Annotated in this window: 20 protein-coding genes; 13 read left to right on the top strand and 7 right to left on the bottom strand. The window is 66.3% G+C overall.

Annotated features, from left to right (window positions below; genetic code table 11):
* Together HNE04_RS26105 and HNE04_RS26100 are read left to right on the top strand one after the other, a co-directional pair.
* Positions 1-257: transposase domain-containing protein (locus HNE04_RS26105; RefSeq protein WP_172219723.1), on the top strand; the 257-nt coding region annotated here is incomplete at its 5' end.
* 993 nt (positions 258-1,250) lie between these two features.
* Entirely contained in the window at positions 1,251-1,607 is a 357-nt protein-coding gene (locus HNE04_RS26100) for a CoA transferase (RefSeq protein ID WP_328700418.1), read from the top strand.
* A 20-nt stretch (positions 1,608-1,627) separates the two neighbouring features.
* Here HNE04_RS26100 and HNE04_RS26095 read toward each other — a convergent pair whose 3' ends face one another.
* Together HNE04_RS26095 and HNE04_RS26090 are read right to left on the bottom strand one after the other, a co-directional pair.
* A complete protein-coding gene (locus HNE04_RS26095; protein ID WP_172226289.1) occupies positions 1,628-2,611 on the bottom strand; it encodes an NADPH:quinone reductase in 984 nt (327 codons plus the stop codon).
* An 11-nt stretch (positions 2,612-2,622) separates the two neighbouring features.
* Positions 2,623-3,840: a cytochrome P450 gene (locus tag HNE04_RS26090; protein WP_172226287.1), complete on the bottom strand. Its 1,218-nt coding sequence runs from the start codon at positions 3,838-3,840 to the stop codon at positions 2,623-2,625.
* A 197-nt stretch (positions 3,841-4,037) separates the two neighbouring features.
* On the opposite strand from HNE04_RS26090, the gene HNE04_RS26085 reads away from it, so the two are divergent.
* On the top strand, positions 4,038-5,246 hold the full coding sequence (locus HNE04_RS26085; RefSeq protein WP_172226285.1) for an ABC transporter substrate-binding protein: 1,209 nt from the start codon (positions 4,038-4,040) through the stop codon (positions 5,244-5,246).
* 19 nt (positions 5,247-5,265) lie between these two features.
* Positions 5,266-5,568, top strand: coding sequence for a muconolactone Delta-isomerase (locus tag HNE04_RS26080; protein ID WP_172226283.1), 303 nt, complete (start codon positions 5,266-5,268; stop codon positions 5,566-5,568).
* Positions 5,569-5,574: 6 nt separating this feature from the next.
* Here HNE04_RS26080 and HNE04_RS26075 read toward each other — a convergent pair whose 3' ends face one another.
* Genes HNE04_RS26075 through HNE04_RS26055 form a run of 5 tightly spaced genes read right to left on the bottom strand, consistent with a single transcriptional unit; the run spans position 5,575 to position 11,579 of the window.
* Entirely contained in the window at positions 5,575-6,300 is a 726-nt protein-coding gene (locus HNE04_RS26075; RefSeq protein WP_172226280.1) for a glutathione S-transferase N-terminal domain-containing protein, read from the bottom strand.
* Between the two features lie 4 nt (positions 6,301-6,304).
* On the bottom strand, positions 6,305-8,284 hold the full coding sequence (locus HNE04_RS26070) for an oxidoreductase (RefSeq protein ID WP_172226277.1): 1,980 nt from the start codon (positions 8,282-8,284) through the stop codon (positions 6,305-6,307).
* Positions 8,285-8,297: 13 nt separating this feature from the next.
* Positions 8,298-9,029 carry an SDR family NAD(P)-dependent oxidoreductase gene (locus tag HNE04_RS26065; RefSeq protein WP_172226274.1) on the bottom strand — a complete coding sequence of 244 codons (732 nt, stop codon included), beginning with the start codon at positions 9,027-9,029 and terminating at the stop codon, positions 8,298-8,300.
* Between the two features lie 22 nt (positions 9,030-9,051).
* Positions 9,052-9,885, bottom strand: a complete 834-nt coding sequence (locus HNE04_RS26060) for an SDR family NAD(P)-dependent oxidoreductase (protein WP_172226271.1) — start codon at positions 9,883-9,885, stop codon at positions 9,052-9,054.
* On the bottom strand, positions 9,882-11,579 hold the full coding sequence (locus tag HNE04_RS26055) for an FAD-binding protein (RefSeq protein WP_172226268.1): 1,698 nt from the start codon (positions 11,577-11,579) through the stop codon (positions 9,882-9,884). Before HNE04_RS26055 ends, HNE04_RS26060 begins: the two co-directional genes overlap by 4 nt.
* A gap of 192 nt (positions 11,580-11,771) precedes the next feature.
* On the opposite strand from HNE04_RS26055, the gene HNE04_RS26050 reads away from it, so the two are divergent.
* The 9 genes from HNE04_RS26050 (at position 11,772) to HNE04_RS26010 (ending at position 18,411) form a co-directional block, all read left to right on the top strand.
* Positions 11,772-12,575: an ABC transporter ATP-binding protein gene (locus tag HNE04_RS26050; RefSeq protein WP_172226265.1), complete on the top strand. Its 804-nt coding sequence runs from the start codon at positions 11,772-11,774 to the stop codon at positions 12,573-12,575.
* Positions 12,575-13,291, top strand: a complete 717-nt coding sequence (locus HNE04_RS26045; RefSeq protein WP_172226262.1) for an ABC transporter ATP-binding protein — start codon at positions 12,575-12,577, stop codon at positions 13,289-13,291. Before HNE04_RS26050 ends, HNE04_RS26045 begins: the two co-directional genes overlap by 1 nt.
* Before the next feature lie 13 nt (positions 13,292-13,304).
* Entirely contained in the window at positions 13,305-14,177 is an 873-nt protein-coding gene (locus HNE04_RS26040) for a branched-chain amino acid ABC transporter permease (protein WP_172226259.1), read from the top strand.
* Entirely contained in the window at positions 14,174-15,211 is a 1,038-nt protein-coding gene (locus HNE04_RS26035) for a branched-chain amino acid ABC transporter permease (protein ID WP_172226256.1), read from the top strand. The genes HNE04_RS26040 and HNE04_RS26035 overlap by 4 nt, the downstream gene beginning before the upstream one ends.
* 77 nt (positions 15,212-15,288) lie before the next feature.
* Positions 15,289-15,612, top strand: coding sequence for a 2Fe-2S iron-sulfur cluster-binding protein (locus HNE04_RS26030; RefSeq protein ID WP_172226253.1), 324 nt, complete (start codon positions 15,289-15,291; stop codon positions 15,610-15,612).
* A gap of 59 nt (positions 15,613-15,671) precedes the next feature.
* Positions 15,672-16,298, top strand: a complete 627-nt coding sequence (locus HNE04_RS26025) for a VOC family protein (RefSeq protein ID WP_235965427.1) — start codon at positions 15,672-15,674, stop codon at positions 16,296-16,298.
* Between the two features lie 7 nt (positions 16,299-16,305).
* The gene (locus tag HNE04_RS26020) at positions 16,306-16,773 is read left to right on the top strand and encodes a DUF3237 domain-containing protein (RefSeq protein WP_172226250.1); all 468 of its coding nucleotides are present in this window, start codon (positions 16,306-16,308) and stop codon (positions 16,771-16,773) included.
* Positions 16,774-16,831: 58 nt separating this feature from the next.
* Positions 16,832-17,620, top strand: a complete 789-nt coding sequence (locus tag HNE04_RS26015; RefSeq protein WP_172226247.1) for an SDR family NAD(P)-dependent oxidoreductase — start codon at positions 16,832-16,834, stop codon at positions 17,618-17,620.
* A 26-nt stretch (positions 17,621-17,646) separates the two neighbouring features.
* Positions 17,647-18,411, top strand: coding sequence for an SDR family NAD(P)-dependent oxidoreductase (locus tag HNE04_RS26010; RefSeq protein ID WP_172226244.1), 765 nt, complete (start codon positions 17,647-17,649; stop codon positions 18,409-18,411).
* Positions 18,412-18,414 lie beyond the last annotated feature (3 nt).

Below are 18,414 nucleotides of genomic sequence, written 5' to 3'. Positions count from 1 at the left end.
TGCCCGCCGACAACAACTGGGTGGAGAACCAGATCCGGCCCATCGCCACAGGCAGGAAGAACTGGCTGTTCGCCGGATCGCTTCGCGCGGGCCAGCGCGCCGCGGCGATCATGAGCCTGGTGCACTCGGCGCGGCTCAATGGACACGACCCCTACGCCTACCTGCGCGACGTCCTTGAACGGTTGCCCACCCAACCGGCCAGCCGCATCGACGAACTGCTGCCGCACAGATGGCAGCCGGCTTCGGCGGCAATCTGATACCGCGGCCGTCGTCAAGACGGGATCACCGCGTGCTTACGCTGAAGCGAAAGCTCGTGCAGGATCTGGGGTACCGGCTCGCCCTTACGTGCATGCATTTGTTTTAGTAGCCGGCACTTGGGCTCCCGATACTGCTGCTCCTGCGCCGAGCAGTTGCGCCACTGCGAGTCCCGTCAAAATCCTCATTGTCCGGCTGCGAGCCACTCGCGAACCGATTTGTGAGAAGTGCGCGTGAGCGGCTAATCTTCTGCACCTTCAACCGCCCGCCCGGACTTCATGAGCGCGTAGACAGTGCTGCGACCAATTGAGAACAGGCCGCAGTATTGATTCACTGACATGAACTCAGCACGTCGCTGAGGACGTCCTGTGAATGTGATCCGGAGGCGAGAGTAGGCTTCTTTTTCGCCTTCTAGCTCTATTGCCGGGGTAGGCGGCCTGACGGTCGAAAGCAGACCCGAGAGGCCCGAGCTGACAGACAAGGATGGCTCCTGACAAATCGAGCCACTCGCCCAATTTCCTGCGGGACTTTTGCGGGACTCAGACCTGAAAAACATCCAAAAACAACCGACTTTGTGCCCCATCCTGCACAGGCCGCCTCAATAGAATCAACAACTTACGGACGCGTTGCTAGCTACGAACCAAGGGGTCGTGGGTTCGAATCCTGCCAGCCGCACCATATGAATCAAGGACTTAGGTCAGAAATGGCCTGAGTCCTTTTTCTTTGCTGCGGGACTTTTCGGGGACTCAGGTGCCTTGCATCAAATCGTTCCGACGATCAGCCCAGGCGGATCACATACGGCTTTTGTGTGCCGGCGGGGAATTACCGGCGATTTCTGCACTGCTGGCGGTCTGCATGCGGAGGAACATCACACGCACAGGAGCCTTAGACAAGCTCGCCCTTGGCCATGGCGGTGCGCCAGCGATGGTTAGGCTAAAGCGCACACGCTGCCGTCATTGAATGCGTGGATTGTGGCAACGATGGGTAATTTTCGAGTGTTGCAGGGACAAAGCATCATAGAACTGCCGCAGGACCTGTGGGGCGCGCAAAACGATCGCACTCGATGGCACGATTTGCGCGAAGCTCTGGCGGCCGCGTTCCGCAGGAAGACGCGTGATGAGTGGTGCCGCTTGCTCGAGGGCTCCGACGCCTGCTTCGCTCCGGTGCTGACTTTGAGCGAGGCGAGCGCCCACCCCCACATCCGCGCGCGCTCCGGCTTCGTCGACGTCGCCGGTGTGCCGCACACGGCGCCGGCGCCGCGTTTTTCCCGCACGCCGTCGGCGATCAGAGGGCCGGCGCCTGATGCGGCGGTTTCGGTGAGGGAAATCCTCCAGGATTGGGGCAGGTACTGACGAAACACGCCGGCATCGGGTCAAGCAATGTCGAGCACGACCCCGCCCATGACCGAACCCTGCTCCACGACGTCGTGCGCGCGGGAGACTTCCGCCAGGGGTAGGCGCAAGCCGACGGTGTGTAGCAACTGATCGGCGCGCAGCAGCGCATCAAGTTCGGCCAATCCGGCCGCGCGGTCCGCCTGCGAGATGTCGTAGATCATGAAGAACCGGATGGCGATGCTGTTCTGCATCAGCCAAAGACTGGACAACTCTGTCCCGTCGCTGGAGCTGCCGTACACCACCACGACGCCGTGGGGCTTGAGGACGCCCGGGTAGAGCGCAACATTCGTGCGCAGGTCCACCTCGATGACGGCGTCCACGCCCTGGCCATCGCCCAACACCTTGATGCGGTCGGCGACGTCCTCGCGGCGGTAGTCGATCACATGGTCGGCACCGGCTGCGCATGCGTGAGCAGCCTTGGCCTCGCTGCTGACGGTGGTGAACACGGTCGCTCCGCGGGCCTTCGCCATCTGTATGGCGTAGTGGCCGACGCCGCCCGCGCCGCCAGCGACCAGCACGCGCATGCCGGGCCCTACCTGCGCCATGCGCACCGCCTGTATGGCCGTCAGTGCCGGAATGCCGAGGCAGGCGCCTTCCGCATAGTCGAGGCCGGCGGGCATCGGCACTGCCTGGGCAGCGGGAAGGGCAATGTACTGCGCGGCCGTGCCGGAAGCGCGCTTCCATTGCCCGTTCCAGATCCAGGCGCGCTCCCCGATGCGGCCGGCCGGAACGCCCGGCCCGACCGCGTCGATGTCGCCCGCGCCATCGCTGTGCGGAATGATGAGCGGCGCGAACATGCGCCGGTTGCCGCCGCCCTTGCGCGTCTTCCAGTCCGACGGGTTGACGCCGGAACAACGCAGCCGAACGCGCACTTCGCCCGGCCCGGGTTCGGGCGTCGGTTGCTCGCCCACGGTGAACACCTCGGACGCGGGACCATGCCGCTCGTAGAACGCTGCTTGCATTGCGAGTCCCTTCAGGCCGACACCACGCGCAGCGGCAGTTTGTCTAGCATGCGCATCTGATTGATGGTGCGGTACGTGGCCGGGGCCGTCAGCGTTACCGACTTGATGCGGCGCGCCATCGCGGCGAGCAAAGCCTCCGACTCGCCGCGCGCGATCATCTGCCCGATGCAGGCATGAACGCCGGTGCCCATGGCCAGATGGGCGCCGGCCAGTTGCGGTCGATCGATGTCGAAGCGGTCCGGGTCGGCCCATTGGCGTGGGTCGCGGTTGACGGCGCCAAGAAAGACGCCGATCTTGGTGTCGCCCTTCAGCCGGATGCCCGACAGGTTGGTCGCACCGGTCGTGGTGCGGTAAGTCACCTGGAACGGCGACTCGTGGCGGATGCCTTCCTCGAAGGCCGCCTTCACCTTGGCCGGCTCGGCGCGCACTTTGTCCCACTGTGCGGGATCTCTTGCCAATCCATGCAGCGCGGAGCCCACGCCGGAGATGGTGGAGTCGGTGCCGCCGCCCACGAAGCTGCGCACGACGTTGGAAGCGACGCCTTCTTCCAGTTCGCCCGCTTCCTCGGCCTGGAACAGCAGGTCCGCGATGGACCCCGGTAGCACGGCGTCGCGCTGCACCGATTCCTCGAACCAGGCCAGGTAGGGCTGCGCGTTGGCCATGGCCGCGTGGTAGAGCTCGTTCTTCGGACCACTCTGGTTGAAGCGCATCTCGCCGATGGCCAGCGTCTCGACGCGCGGCAGGCGCACGCCCACTGCGGCCGGGAACGCCTCCAGGATGAAGGCCTCCGCGCAATCTTGCACGCCGTCGAACTCGCCCGTCTCGATCAGCTTGGTCACCAGGGCGTCGGCCTTTTCGGCGAAACCTTCCTTCCAGCGGCGGATCACCAGCGGCGATAGCACGCGGGTGACGACCGCGCGAACGCGGGTGTGATCGGGAGGATCAACTTCCAGCAGGCGGCTGGGAATGCGGAAGTCGCCAGGCTGGCGGACGTCCTGGATGCCGATGCCGCCCGAGTTGGTGAAGCGCGAGTAGTCCGCCAGCACTGTCTTGGCCTCGGCGTGGCGACCCACGGCATAGACGCCGTGCGGCTCGAGGAAGGCCACCGGGCCGGCTTCACGCAGCGCCTCCTGGAACGGGTAGGGATCTCGCAGTACCTCCATCGAATACGGGTCGATGTCGAGTACGGGGGCATCGCGCAGTTCGGCGGTTTCGGCGGTGGCGGTCATGCGAAGGGCTCCTCGAGTCGGGGGATGCGTCCAAATCTAGGCCAAGGCGCGGTCCGTGTATGTCCCCTGCACGGGGACGCCGCACCCCGTTCTTGTCACTCGACACAGGGACAGACGCCGCGCCCGCTGCTTGGTTTACTTGGCGTGCATCCGCGGCAATCCGCGGCGGATCGTTCCCTTACCAGCCAGGAGACTCCATGCGTCCTTCACTCATCGGCCTGCTCGCGGTCGCCGCCTTCGCGGCCGGCCTGCCCGCGCACGCCCAGAAAAACTATGGTCCCGGCGTCAGCGACACCGAGATCAAGCTCGGCCAGACCGTGGCCTACAGCGGGCCCGGCTCGGCCTACTCGATGGTCGGGCGGATGCACGTGGCCTACTACAAGATGCTCAACGAGACCAAGGGCGGCATCAACGGGCGCAAGATCAACCTTCTGTCGGTGGACGACGCCTACAGCCCGCCCAAGACGGTGGAAGTGACGCGCAAGCTCGTGGAAAGCGACCAGGTGCTCGCCATGGTGGCCTCCATGGGCACCGCCGCGCAGACCTCGGTGCAGAAATACCTCAACGCCAAGCAGGTGCCGCAGCTCCTGTTCTACGCTTCGAGCCCCGGCCTGCACGATTCCAAAGCCACCCCGTGGACCGTGCCATTCTCGTTCGCCTACGACATCGAAGGCTCGATCTACGGCAAGTACCTGGCCGAGCAGAAGCCCAACACCAAGATCGGCGTGTTGTACCAGAACGACGACGTGGGTAAGTCGTACATCCGCGGGTTCCGCAAGGCGCTGGGCGCCAGGCAGGCCAACATCGTCAAGGAAGTGAGCCATGAGGTCTCCGATCCGACGGTCGATTCGCAAATCCTGCAGCTGCAGGCCTCGGGTGCAGATACGCTCGTGGTGTTTACCTCCAACAAGGCGCAGGCCCAGGCGATCAAGAAGGTCGCGGCCATCGGCTGGAAGCCGCTGTACATCGTCCCGTACGTGTCCAGCTCGATCACCGGCGTGCTGACGCCGGCGGGCCTGGACAACTCGGTGGGCCTGGTCTCCAGCTACTGGTTCAAGACGCCGTCCGACCCGATGTGGACCAACGACAAGGCGATGCAGGAGTACCTCGCGTACTTCAAGAAGTACCTGCCCAATGACGATCCGGGCGACACCACTTCGGTCTACACCTACATGGGCGCGCAACTGGTCGCCCTGGCCCTCGAGCGCTGCGGCGACAACCTGACGCGCGAGAACCTGCTCAAGCAGGTCACCACGCTGAAGGACGTGGAGCTGGGCATGCTATTGCCCGGCATGAAGGTCAACTTCCGCCCGGACGACTACTACCCGATCCGCCAGGCGCGCCTGGCGAGCTTTGACGGCAAGTCATGGAAGCCGATGGCCGAGTTGATCACGATCGAACGCTAAGCAAAGCCCGGAGCGCAACATGCAATTCCTGGTCAGTATCATTCCCCATATCCCGCCGGCGACACCCAAGGAGCAGATCGCCGACCTGCTGACACAAGAGACCGATGCCGCTGTCGACCTGATGCGGCGCGGCATCCTCAAAAGGATCGATCGCGCGGTCGGCAGGGGCGGCAACTACAGCGTGTGGGAAGTCGACAGTCTCGAGCAGCTAGACGACGTGCTGAACGGGCTGCCGATGGCGCCCTACCTGTCTTACGAGGTCATCCCGCTCAGGAAGCATCGCGTCCAGATCGCCTACGAGACGCGATTTCCCAAGCAGTAGCAGCTGCTATGGCGCCTTCGCGGCCGCCAGCAGGCGGTCGCCGAACAGGGCGGACCATTCCTGCGGCGTGAGTTGCGGCCGCGCCTGTGTGTACTTGGCGCGATCGGCAACCTCCAGGATCGCGGCAGCTGCCCGTTCGATCGCGGGACGGGTGCGTATGCCCTCTACCCAAGCTGCCACTGCGGAGAATTCATTCACGTCGATGCCGATGCCGCGTGTGCCGGACGCCCACGGATAGCAAGCGATGTCTGCAATGCTGTACTCGCCGGCCAGATAGTCCGACTGCCGCAACCTGCGATCCAGCACGGCAAGCAATCGGCTGGCCTCGCGCAGGTAGCGCTCGACCGCGTAGTCCTGGCCCGCGGGCGCATACCGCACGAAATGATTGGCTTGGCCCATCATGGGGCCGAGGCCCGCGACCTGCCAGACCAGCCACTGCCGGGCCTCTTGCCGGCTGCGCCATCCCGCTGGCAGAAGCTTGCCCGTCTTCTCGGCGAGGTAGAGAAGAATGGCTCCCGACTCGAACACCGCCATTGGAGCGCCGGCGTCCGCCGGCTCACTGTCGACGATGGCCGGCAGCTTGCTGTTCGGGTTGATCTTGCGGAACTCGGGCGTGAGATGGGTGCCGGCGTACATGTCGTACTTCACCAACCGGTAGGCCAGACCCAGTTCCTCCAGCGCGATTGCGATCTTGAGGTTGTTGCCCGTGGGCACGTAGTGAAAGTCGATCATGTCATCAGGCTATGGCGTGCGCCTCGCGGAAACCCTCTAGCACGGCATCATCGACCTCGCGCGGCGCCACGCAGTCGCCCACTTGCCGCACTTGCAGGCCGCGGGCCTTGAGCTGGTGATAGAGGCCCGCTTCGCTCTCGCGCATCATGCACAGCACCACTGTGTCGGCAGCGATGCGCTCGGTTGCGCCGCTCAACGAATTGCGCAGTTCTACCTGGTCCGTCTCGATGCGCTCGACGAAAGTCGACGTGCGCAGCCCGACGCCGGCCTGAGCCGCGCGCGGCATGACCCAGGGCCAATCCAGTGTGGCTTCCATCTTGCGGCCGTTCATCGCGTCCGACGTCACGACGGTCACCTCGCGGCCGCTCGCGGCCAGCAGTCGCGCCAGGCCCACCGGCAGGTAGTCGCCGTTGTCGTCCACGATCAGCACCTTGGCGCCACAGGTTTCGATGTTGTCCAGCGCGGCGATCGGATCCAGCACCTGCGCGCCGTCGGCTCGCGGGATCGCGTCGCGGTCGGTGCGAAAGGTCGAGAAGCCGCTGGTCTGCCAGCGTGCGCCCGTGGCGACGACAACCTCGTCGGCGCCGAAGGCCGCGACGGCATCGGCCGTGGCTTCGGTGTTCAGGCGGATGTCCACGTTGCGCCGCCGCAACGAGGCTTCGAGGTCGTCCACCAGGAAATTCCAGGACGCGTAGTCGGGCAGTTTCCCGGCATAACGCACCTGGCCGCCCAAGCGCGTGTCGCGCTCCCACACGGTTACATGGTGGCCGAGCGACGCAGCAGTGTCAGCGAACTTGAGTCCACCGGGCCCGCCGCCGATCACCAGCAGCTTGCGCGGCGTGGCCGCGGGCTTGACGACCGTGATGCCAACAGTCAACTCTCGGCCGGCCGCCGGGTTCACCGTGCAGCTCAGATTCGTTCCCAGTCGTCGCCAGCAGCCCTGGTTGGCGCCGACGCAGCGGCGGATCTCGTCGCTGCGTCCTCCACGCGCCTTGTTCACGATCTCGGGGTCCGCGATATGGGCGCGGACCAGCCCTACGAGGTCGGACTGGCCGCGCTGCACAATCTGCGCCGCCGTATTCAGTTCACGTACAGCCCCCTGGATCAGCAGCGGGATGCGGCCGGCCAGCGCCTCGCGCACCTGCTTGGCGTTGACGGCCAGTTGGGCCGTCTCGCCGCTGGAAGCGGGCGGCACCAGCTTGTGGTTGGTGTGATAGTCCGTGTGGGAGAGGCACACGTAGTCGAACAGGCGCTCGCGCTCCAGGATCTGCGCCACGTGAACGGTTTCGCCGGGATGGGTGCCGGCTTCGCCCATGTATTCGTCCAGGCTCAGCTTGATGCCGATGACGAAGTCGGGGCCGCAGCGCTTGCGCACCGCCTTGCCGATCTCCACGGCCAGCCGCGCGCGGCGTGCCGTGTCGCCGCCCCAGGCGTCGTCGCGCCGATTCCAGTAGGGCGACAGGAAGTTGCTCAGCAGGTAGCCGTGCGAGCCGTGGATCTCCACGCCATCGCCGCCGCCGGCCTGCACGTTGGCGGCGGTTGCGGCAAAGCCTTCGATCACGGTGGCGATGTCTTCCTCTTCCATCGGCTTGGGCATGGCGCGGTGCACCGGCGAGGGAATGGCCGAGGGCGCGAGCACCGAGCCCCACAGCGCCATCTCGTCGGTGCGGCGCGTTCCGCTGGCGCCCATGTGCGTGAGCTGCACGAACACCGGGCACCCCAGCGCCTTGGCGGGCGTGACGAACTTGTGCACTGTGTCGGCCCAATGCGGCTCCCATGGCGAGACGCCTGCACGCGCGCTGTTCTCATGCACGTGGAAGCCGTGCGTGACGATCATGCCGACCCCGCCGCGCGCGCGCTCGGCCAGGTAGGCGCCATATTCGGCCGGTGCGAACGTCGGCTGGTGGGCAGGAAGGTAGATTCGATTGCGCGTACGCACATGGCCGATGCGCACCGGTTCCCAAAGCACATCGAGCTCGGTCATGGACGGCTCGCGCTCAGGAGAAGCACATGCCGCCGTTGACGTCGAGCACAGCGCCGGTGGTGAAGGTGGCGCCGCGCGAAGCCAGGAAGGCCGCCGGCCAGCCGATCTCCTCGGGCTGGCCGAAGCGCTTCATCGGGTAGCTCTCCAGCGCGAAGGGTTGGTTGGCCGACACCAGCAACGGGGTGAGGATGGGGCCGGGGGCAACACCATTGACGACGACACCGGAGGCCGCGGCCTGCCGTGCGAAGAAGCGAACCAACGCCTGCAGCCCGCCCTTCGAAGCGGCATAAGCCGGTTCGACCGCCAGCGTGGAGCCGGCGTTGCGCGCCGCCATCGAACTCGTCAGCACGATGCGTCCGCTGCCGCGCTTCATCATGCCGGGCAGGCAGGCGCGGATCAGGTTGACCGGGCCCTTGACGTTGATGGCCATGGTGCGCTCGAACAGTTCCTCCCATTCGTCGCCGCCGTCAAGCCAGTCGCCCTTGACGTAGTAGCCGCTGGTGTCGATCAGCGCATCGAGCGGGCCGATGTCCTTGAACAGCGCATTGACGTCACCGCGCTTGGTGTTGTCCAGCGCTGCGGCGCGGGCCTTGAGCTCGCCGGCCAGTTCGGTCGGTGCCTTCAGGTCGGCGATGAACAGTTCGGCGCCCAGCGCCGCGCATACGCGTGCCGTGGCGCCACCAATGGCGCCACCGGCGCCGGTGATCAGGATGCGCTCGCCGCGCAGGTCGAATAGGTTTTTCATGGAGTGTGTTGGTTGAGAAAAGTTATTCCGGTTCGCCATAGGCGCCCGCTTCGAGCAGCGCGCGCGAGCCGAGGTCGGCGCCATTCCAGCGCGTGAAGAAGCCGGCCGAGGTGCCGCCGTCGACGGTCATCACTGAGCCGGTGACGAAGCTGGCCGCGTCGGACAGCAGGAAGAGGGTCGGGCCCGCCTGCTCGGCCGCGCTCGACAGTCGGCCCATGGGAACGCGGTCGATCATGGCGTACTGCAGGTGGTCTGGCGGGATGTTGGCGCGCACCAGCGGGGTGTCGACGACGCCCGGCGCGACCGCGTTGATGCGTACACCGTGCCGTCCCCACTCGATAGCTAGCGCGCGTGTGAGCCCGATCACGCCATGCTTGGAAGCACTGTAATGCGCGCGACCCGCGTGCCCGCCGAGGCCATCCACAGAGGCGATGGTCACGATGGCGCCGCGCTTGCGCTTCACCATCCCCTGGCCGACCGGCCGCACCGAGCGGAACATGCCGGTCAAGTTGACGTCCAGGCAGCGCGACCACACTTCATCGCTCATCGCGGTGGCGGCCGAGGGCGGCGAGATGCCGGCGCAGGCCACCATGCCGTCGAGCGGGCCGAGCTTGTCTTCGATGCGCGCGACGACGGCATCACAGGCCTGCGCGTCGCGCACGTCGAGCGTCTCGCCCATCGCCTGTACGCCCAGGTCGCGCAGCTCCGCCGCAACTTCCGCGGCACGCTCGGCCACAGCGTCGGCGACGGCGACACGAGCGCCGCCGCGCGCTGCCAGCAGGGCGATGGCCCGGCCGATGCCTGAGCCGCCGCCGGTGATGTAGATCACGCGATCCTTGATTCCGTAGTCGATCACGTTGTTGCTTCCAGTTCGTGTTGGCCAGCCTTGGCCGTGTGCTGCGCCATGTGGCGCGCGGCGATGTAGCCGAAGGTCATGGCGGGCCCGATGCTGGAGCCGCCGCCCGGATAGCGTCCGCGCATGATGGAATTCATGTCGAGTCCGGAGGCGTACAGGCCGGGAATGGGCTGGCCATCGGTTCCCAGCACCTGCGCGCTGCCGTTGGTCTCGAGGCCGCCCACGGTACTCAGGTCGCCTGGGTGCAGCGCGACGGCGTAGTAGGGGCCCTCGCCGATCGGTGCCACGCTGGGGTTAGGCGCATGGGTCTGGTCGCCACGGAAGCGCGAGTGCGCATCCGCGCCCTTGCCGAATTCCGGGTCCTCGCCGCGCGCGGCGCCTTCGTCGAAGCGGCGCACCGTCGCTTCGAGCTGGCGCGCTTCGACGCCGATGCGCAATGCCAGTTCGGTGAGCGTGGCGGCCTCGATCAGATAACCGGCCTCGACCAATGCTCGCTCGCTGAACGGCGACGGCCGGGCCAGGCCCAGGCCGTACTTGCGCAGGAAATCGCGGTTCGCGATCAGGTGTACCTCGGTCAGGCCGCGCTCGTGCATCGTGTTGACGAAGGTCTGGTACGAGGCGCCTTCGTTGACGAAGCGCCGACCCTGCGGGTCGACCACGATGCAGCCGGGCATGGCCCGGTCGATGAAGATGTGCGGGTACTTCACAATGCTGCCGTCGGGTTTGCGCAGCACCGAAACCGGTGTCCAGATGCAGTCGCCAGCGTGCTTGGGGTCGTGCACCGCGCCTGCCGCCAGGCCGAGCCGGATGCCGTCGCCGACGTTGCCTTCCGGCTGCAGCGAGTAGTGATGTTCGGGCGAAGGAACGTATTTTGCGCGCATCTTGTCGTTGGCGCCAAAGCCGCCGGTGGCCAGCAGCACGCCCCGGCGCGCTTTCACCGTGACCCGCCGGCCGTCGTGTTGCACTACCACGCCGCGCACTGCGCCGTTCTCGACAATCAGTTCCAGTGCCGGGGTGTTCTTCCACAACGCTACGCCAGCCTCGATGGCCGAATGGAACAGCCGCGCAGCCAGCGCGTTCCCGTTGACCAGCCGCGTGCCGCGCCCATGGCGCAGCCTGTCCAGCACGAAGCGGCGCATCACCTTTACCGTGTGCCTGAAGCCGGCCCAGGTCTTGAGCGCATGGCGCATCGGGTGGATATCGGCGCCTTCGATCTGCATGCTGCCAAACAGCATCAGCTGGGGCAAGGGCTGGCGTAACTCGGCCAGGCGCTGGCCCAGCAGGCGGCCGTCGAACTCGGGCGTCAGCAGCGAGCGGCACTTGGCTGCACCGGGCAGGCTGGATTCGTAGTCGGGCAGTGGGAAGGGCTTGAAGCATACCTGCGAGTTGCGCTCGAGGAACTGCAGCATCCGCGGCGCGTTGTCCAGGTATGGCCCCACCAGGTCGGGGCGATAGGCCTCGCCCAGCACGCCGCGCAGGTACCTTTCGGCTGCTTCGCGCGAATCGTCCAACCCGATCTGCTTCATCACATGGTTGCACGGAATCCAGGGTGCGCCGCCCGAATAGGCCGTGGTGCCGCCGAAAAGGGCCGTCTTCTCCACCACCAGAGCTTCCAGCCCCAGCTTGCGCGCGGTGATGGCCGCGGTCAGGCCAGCCGCGCCGCTGCCGATGACCACGATGTCGGTTTCGATCATGTCCTGACTTTCTCTGGGATTGCGACCAATTTAGGCAGTACCGTGCGCCGCGTCAGTCCCCGTGCCACGGGACAAGGGTTCGCCCCTTTCGTCGCGGTCCTGTACCACCGGCAGGGGACAGACGCCGGGCACTCCCAAGCGAATACTGGCTGCTATCGCATGCCGGCCCACCGGCGCGCTGCGCACTACCCTATGGCCACACCTCAACCACCTCGACTCACCTCCAATCCGCTGCTGTGCGTGAGCGACCTGTCGGTGCGCTTCGGCGGCATCGTCGCGCTCGACGGGATCTCGTTCTCGGTGCAGGCCGGTCAGATCTGCGGCGTCATCGGCCCCAACGGCGCCGGCAAGACCACGCTGTTCAACTGCCTGTCCCGCCTGTACACGCCGCACGCCGGCACGATCGTCTTCGATGGCCAGGACCTGCTGGCCAAGCCCCAGCATGCGATCGCGGCCTGCGGCATCGGGCGAACGTTCCAGAACGTCGCGCTGTTCCCGGCGATGACGGTGCGCGAAAACGTCATGGTGGGGCGCCACTGCCGCACCGCCACCGGCTACATCGCCAACGCGATGCGGCTACCCTCGGTCGGCCGCGAGGAGGCGCAAGTGCGCCAGCGCACCGACCGGTTGCTGGAGCTGCTTGCGCTGAGCCGCATTGCCGACACCCCGGTGCGCAACCTGTCCTTCGGCACGCGCAAGCGCGTCGAGATGGCGCGCGCGCTGGTGGCCGACCCCAAGATACTGTTGCTGGACGAGCCCGCCGCCGGCCTGAACCACGAGGAGGTGGACGGCCTGCGCGAACTGATCCTGGACGTGCGCGAGCGCTTCCACGTCACGGTGCTGCTGGTCGAGCATCACCTGAACCTGGTGATGCGCGTCTCCGACCAGGTGGTCGCGATGAATTTCGGCCGCAAGATCGCCGATGGCTCGCCTGCGCAGGTGCAGGCCGACAAGGAAGTCGTGCGTGCCTATCTCGGAACCGAGGAGACAGCCTGATGGCCGCCGCCTTGCTGGAAGCGAAGAACCTCGAGGCGTTCTACGGCCCCACCCGCGTGCTCAAGGGCATCAACTTCGAAGTGGCCGAAGGCGGGATCACCACCATCCTGGGCGCCAACGGCGCCGGCAAGACGACCACGCTTCGCGCGTTGAGCGGCCTGATCCGCACGGCCGGCGAAATCCGCTTCGCCGGCCAGCGCATCGACGGCCTGCCCACCGAAAAGCTCGCCGCGCTCGGCATCGCGCATGTACCCGACGGTCGCGGCACGCTGGTGAACCTTACCGTGGAAGAGAACCTGAAGGTGGGTGCCTACCTGCGGCGCGATCGCAAGCAGGCCGACGCCGACTTCGAGCGCATGTACGGCTACTTTCCGCGCCTGCGCGAGCGGCGCGCCCAGCAGGCGGGCACGCTTTCGGGTGGCGAGCAGCAGATGTTGGCGATCAGCCGCGCGCTGATGCAGCGGCCCCGCCTGCTTCTGATGGACGAACCCTCATTCGGCCTCGCCCCGCTCATCATCAAGGAGATCTTCCAGATGATGCGCATGATCAACGACAAGGAGGGCGTGAGCATCTTGCTGGTGGAGCAGAACGTCGCCCGCGCTCTCGACCTGGCGGACCACGCCTACCTGCTGGAGACCGGCGCTACCGTGATGTCCGGCACCGCGCAAGCACTGCGCAACGACGAGCAGATCCGCCGCTCCTACCTCGGCTTCTGAAGGAACCGCATCCATGTACAACCTGCTGCAACAGATCGCCTCGGGCATCGCCATGGGCGGCATCTACGCCTGCCTCGGCCTGGCACTGGTGATGATTTACCAGTCCACCAATCACATCAACTTCGCGCAGGGCGAGATGGCGATGTTCTCCACGTTCATCGCCTTCCTCTGCCTCAAGCATGGCCTGCCTTACTGGGCCGCGGCGTTGGTGACGGTCGCGTTCGGATTCGTCGGTGGCTTTGGGATCGAGCGGCTGATTCTGCGCCCGCTCAAGGACGTACCCGAGCTCGCTGTCATCGTCGTCTTCATCGGCCTGTTCGTGGGCATCAATTCACTGGCGGGCTGGGTCTTCGGCCACCAGCTCGAGCCCTTCCCCAGCCCGTTCCCGGTCAAGGGCCCGTTCGGCACCACGCTGATCTCGGGCCATGAGCTCGGCACCATCGCCGTGGTGCTGGTGGTCATGGCCATTCTCTATATGTTCCTACGCTTCACGCGGGTCGGCCTGGCGATGCGGGCATCAGCGGAGAACCCGGTGTCCTCCCGCCTGGCCGGCATCCCGGTGTCGCTGATGCTCTCGCTGGGTTGGGGCCTTTCGGCGCTGATCGGCGCCGTGGCGGGGCTGATGGTGGCCCCGGTGGTGTTCCTCGAACCCAACATGATGGGCGGCGTATTGATCTACGCCTTCGCGGCCGCGCTGCTCGGTGGCATCGACAACCCCTGGGGCGCGGTGGCCGGTGGCCTGATTGTGGGTGTCGTCGAGAACCTGGCGGGCACCTATGTCGTGGGTACCGAACTCAAGCTGTCGGTCGCGCTGGTCGTGATCGTGGGTGTCCTGCTGATCCGGCCCTCGGGCCTGTTCGGCCGCAAGCTGGCGGTGCGGGTATGAACACGACGATCTTGCCCGTGGATGCCGCCACCAAGACGGTTGCCGCCGTGGCCACGCCCCGGTTGGACGTTCGAACGGCCATCTGGCAACGGGTCGGCCTGGCCGCGGCGCTCGCATTTGCGCTGGCGATGCCTTTCGTGCTGACCGACTACCGGCTGTTCCTGGCGACAATGACGCTCATCACCGCGATCGCGGTGCTGGGCCTGAACATGCTGGTCGGCTACAACGGCCAGCTCTCGCTTGGTCACGGTGCGATCTATGCGCTGGGCGCCTACGTCACGGCGGTGCTGATGGAGCATGCCGGGCTTGCCTGGTGGGCCACCTTGCCCATCTCGGCCCTGGTCTGCTTCGTGTTCGGCTTCCTGTTCGGCTGGCCCGCGTTGCGGCTGAAAGGCCATTACCTCGCTCTCGCGACATTCGCTCTTGCGCTGGCGACGCCGCAGCTGCTCAAACACAAGGTGCTCGAACCGTGGACCGGCGGCGTGCAGGGCATTACGCTGCTCAAGCCCGAAGCGCCGTTCGGCTGGAAGATGACCTCCGACCAATGGCTCTACCTGGTGGTGCTGGGCATCGCGCTGCTGCTGTTCGTGGCGGCTTGGAACCTGCTGCGGGGCCGCCTGGGCCGCGCAACCGTCGCCATCCGGGAGCAGCCGATGGCGGCCTCGGCCATGGGCGTCAACGTTCCTTACATCAAAGCCATGATTTTCGGCGTCAGCGCGCTCTACACCGGCGTTGCCGGCTCGCTGGGCGCCATCGCCACTGCGTTCGTCGCGCCAGACAGTTTCGGCATGTTCGTGTCGGTGTTCTTCCTGGTCGGCGTGGTGGTCGGCGGGCTGGGGACCATCTCCGGCGCGCTGGTTGGCGCGGCCTTCATCCAGTTCATCCCGAACGTCGCGGACCAGATTTCCAAGTCGGCGCCCTCGGCCATCTTCGCGGGCTTTCTCATCCTGTCGATGTTCGTGATGCCCCAGGGTTTCGTCGGCTTGCTGCGCTCGGCCGCCCGGCGCGTGAAGGGGTGGCGCCCGGCGCGCTGACGTCCCCCCAACGGGGACTGACGCGGCGCGGCTCATGGCCGATATTTGAATCAACAGCAACGAACACTGCATAGCTCATGCCCCGTGCCATTTATATCCATCCCAGCGGCGAACGCTCCGAAGTCGAGGTGCCCGTCGGCACGAGCCTCATGATGGCCGCCACCGGTCATGGCCTCGACGGCATCGTCGGCGACTGCGGCGGCGTCATGAGCTGCGCCACCTGCCACGTGTTCGTGGAGCCCGCTTTCGCAGGCCTGCTGCCCCCGCCCGCCGACACCGAAGACCAGATGCTCGACTACACCGCGGCGGACCGCCAGCCCAACAGCCGGCTGTCCTGCCAGATCGCAATGACCGATGCGCTGGACGGAATCACGGTGCGCATTGCCGACCCGCAGCTTTGACGCCGCACCCCGCCCGAACAGACATCACCCATCCACCGGATTTCCCACGGAGTACCCCAATGCAAGCAACCGCCCCCAGCACGCTGCGCACCGCCAGCGGCAAGCCCGCCAACCCCGGCCTCACGCCGATGATGCTGAACCACGCGGCATGGGTGACGCACGATGTTGCCGCGACCACCGAGTTCTACACCCGCATCATGGGCATGGAAATCGCCAGCACCGTGGTCGACGACCATGTGCCGTCCACCGGCGACCAGATTCCGTACTTCCACATTTTCTTTCGCATGGGCGACGGCTCCACGTTGGCCTTCTTCGAGGCGCCGGGCGTGCCGGCGCAGGCCAAGTCCACGCACCCGGCCTATGACATCTTCAACCACATCGCACTTCAGGCCAAGGACCGCGCCGAAGTGATGAAGTGGCACGAGTGGCTGCTGCTCAACGACATCCCGGTGGTGGGCCCGACGGACCACAAGGGCATGATCCTGTCGATCTATTTCCACGATCCCGCCGGCATCCGCCTGGAGATCACTACGCCACTGGACCACGAGTGGAACCGCCACACCGACAAGGGCTACGCCGACCTGAAGCAGTGGGTCGATTGCAAGGAAAAGGCCAAGAACGAAGGCAAGGACGTGCCCACGGCCCTCGTCGAAATGATCACGAACATGCGCAAGCGCTACGACTAAGGACACCATGACGCCGATCGAGCTGAAACCCCTGTTCACCATCAAGGCGGAAGTAGACGCGCCGCCCCAGCTGGTGGGCGCCGTGCCGCATGGCTACACCCGGCGCGTGATGTGCGTCAGCGGTGGGCGGTTCGAAGGCGAGCGCTTGCGCGGCAAGGTGTTGCCGGGCGGCGCCGACGTGGTGCTGGAGCGTCCGGACGGCGGCCTGCACCTGGACGTTCGCCTCATGCTGGAAACCGAGGCCGGCGAGCTGATCTATATGACCTACAACGGCCGGCGCAACGGGCCCACGCCCGAGATCATGCGCAAGATCGTCAACCGCGAGCCCATCCCCCAGGGCGCGGACTACTTCCGTGTGCTGGTGCAGTTCGAGACCGCGGCGCCCGCGCTGAAATGGCTCAACGACAAGGTCGCCGTCGGCACCGGAACGCGTGAGCCCAATGGCCCGGTGTACGACATCTGGGAAGTGATATGAGACGCCGGGCCGCTCCCAAGGCTCATAGCACCGCAGTGCGCAGCACGGAGGTTTCCTGATGCTGCGCTTTGAGGGCCGGCCCGCCATCGTCACCGCCGCCGGCTCCGGCATCGGCCGCGCGATTGCTTTACGACTGCACGAAGAGGGCGCGAAGGTGCTGGCGGTGGACATCCACGCCGGATCGCTGCAATCGCTACCGGCTTCGGGTACGCTGCGCACGCTGGTGCAGGACGTCACGGCCGTCGACGCGGCCGCGCGCATCGTGCAGGCCTGCATAGGCTACTTCGGCGGCGTGCGCGTGCTGGTCAACAATGCGGGGCTGGGCAACTGCCCGCCGTTCCACGAGACCAGCGATGCCGACTACGACAAGTGGCTGGACATCAATCTCAAGACCACCTTCATGATCACGCGCGCGGCCCTCTCCGAGCTGGTCAAGGCCCAGGGCGTCGTGCTCAACATTGCCTCTTCGCTGGGGGTAGTCGGCTATCGCCGCCAGGCCGTGTACTCGATGGCCAAGGCAGGCGTGATCGGCCTCACCCGCAACCTCGCGGCCGACTACGCGGACCAGGGCTTGCGCGTCAACGCAATCGCCCCCGGAATCATCGCCACGCCGCAGACCACGGACCGGCTGAACACGGCGCGCTTCTACGCCACCATCGTGGGCACCACACCGATGGGTCGGCCGGGCCGGCCCGAGGAGATCGCGGGCGCCGCGGCCTTCCTGTGCAGCGACGACGCAGGTTTCGTGACCGGCCAGGTGCTGGCGGTGGACGGCGGCCAGACCACCAGCGCCTATATCAGCAACCCGCTGGTGCAGTGCTGGGTGGACGCCCACCCTGACCAGTGAATCCCTTTTAAAGACGGATGGATCCCATGCGTGTTGCACTCATCACCGGCGGCGCCAGCGGGCTCGGCCTGGCCAGCGCGCGGCGGCTGGCCGAGGACGGCCTGGCCGTCGCCATCGCCGACCTCAACGCGGACAGCGCCGCTTTCGCGGCGCACAGCCTGCCCGGCAAGGGCCATATCGGGTTGCGTTGCGACGTGACCGACGAAGCCAACGTGCACGCCGCGTTCGATACCGTGCAAGAGCGCGTGGGCGCCGTCACGGTGCTCGTCTGCTTCGCCGGAATCCTCAGCAGCAACCCAACGCCCGGGCGCCTGCCCACGGTCGACATCACGCTGCAGGAGTGGGATCGCGTGATGCAGGTCAACGCCGGCGGCACATTCATCTGCGTGCGCGAGATGCTGCGCCGCGCCGGCTCCACGCCAGTAGCGCAGGGCCGCATCGTCACCGTCGCTTCGCTGGCGGGCCAGATGGGCGGCATGCAAAGTGGTGCGGCCTACAGCGCGTCCAAGGGTGCCGTGCTCGCGCTGTCCAAGGTGGCCGCGCGCGAAGCCGCGCCGCTGGGCATCACCGTCAACACCATCGCGCCGGGACCGATCGACACACCGATGCTGCACCAGACCGTGGCCCCCGGCCACGGCGACCAGAAATACCTGGGCACCGCCGCCGTGCCGCTCGGCCGCATCGGCCTGCCCGAGGAAATCGCCGCCGCCGTTTCCTATCTGGTTTCGCCCGGTGGAGCTTTCGTTACCGGCTCGACGCTGGATGTCAACGGCGGCATGTTGATGCGCTAAAGA

The organism is Caenimonas soli (assembly GCF_013155545.1).
In the GTDB taxonomy this organism is placed as follows: Bacteria; Pseudomonadota; Gammaproteobacteria; order Burkholderiales; family Burkholderiaceae_C; genus Ramlibacter; species Ramlibacter soli.
This window is presented reverse-complemented; position numbering and strand designations above follow the sequence as displayed.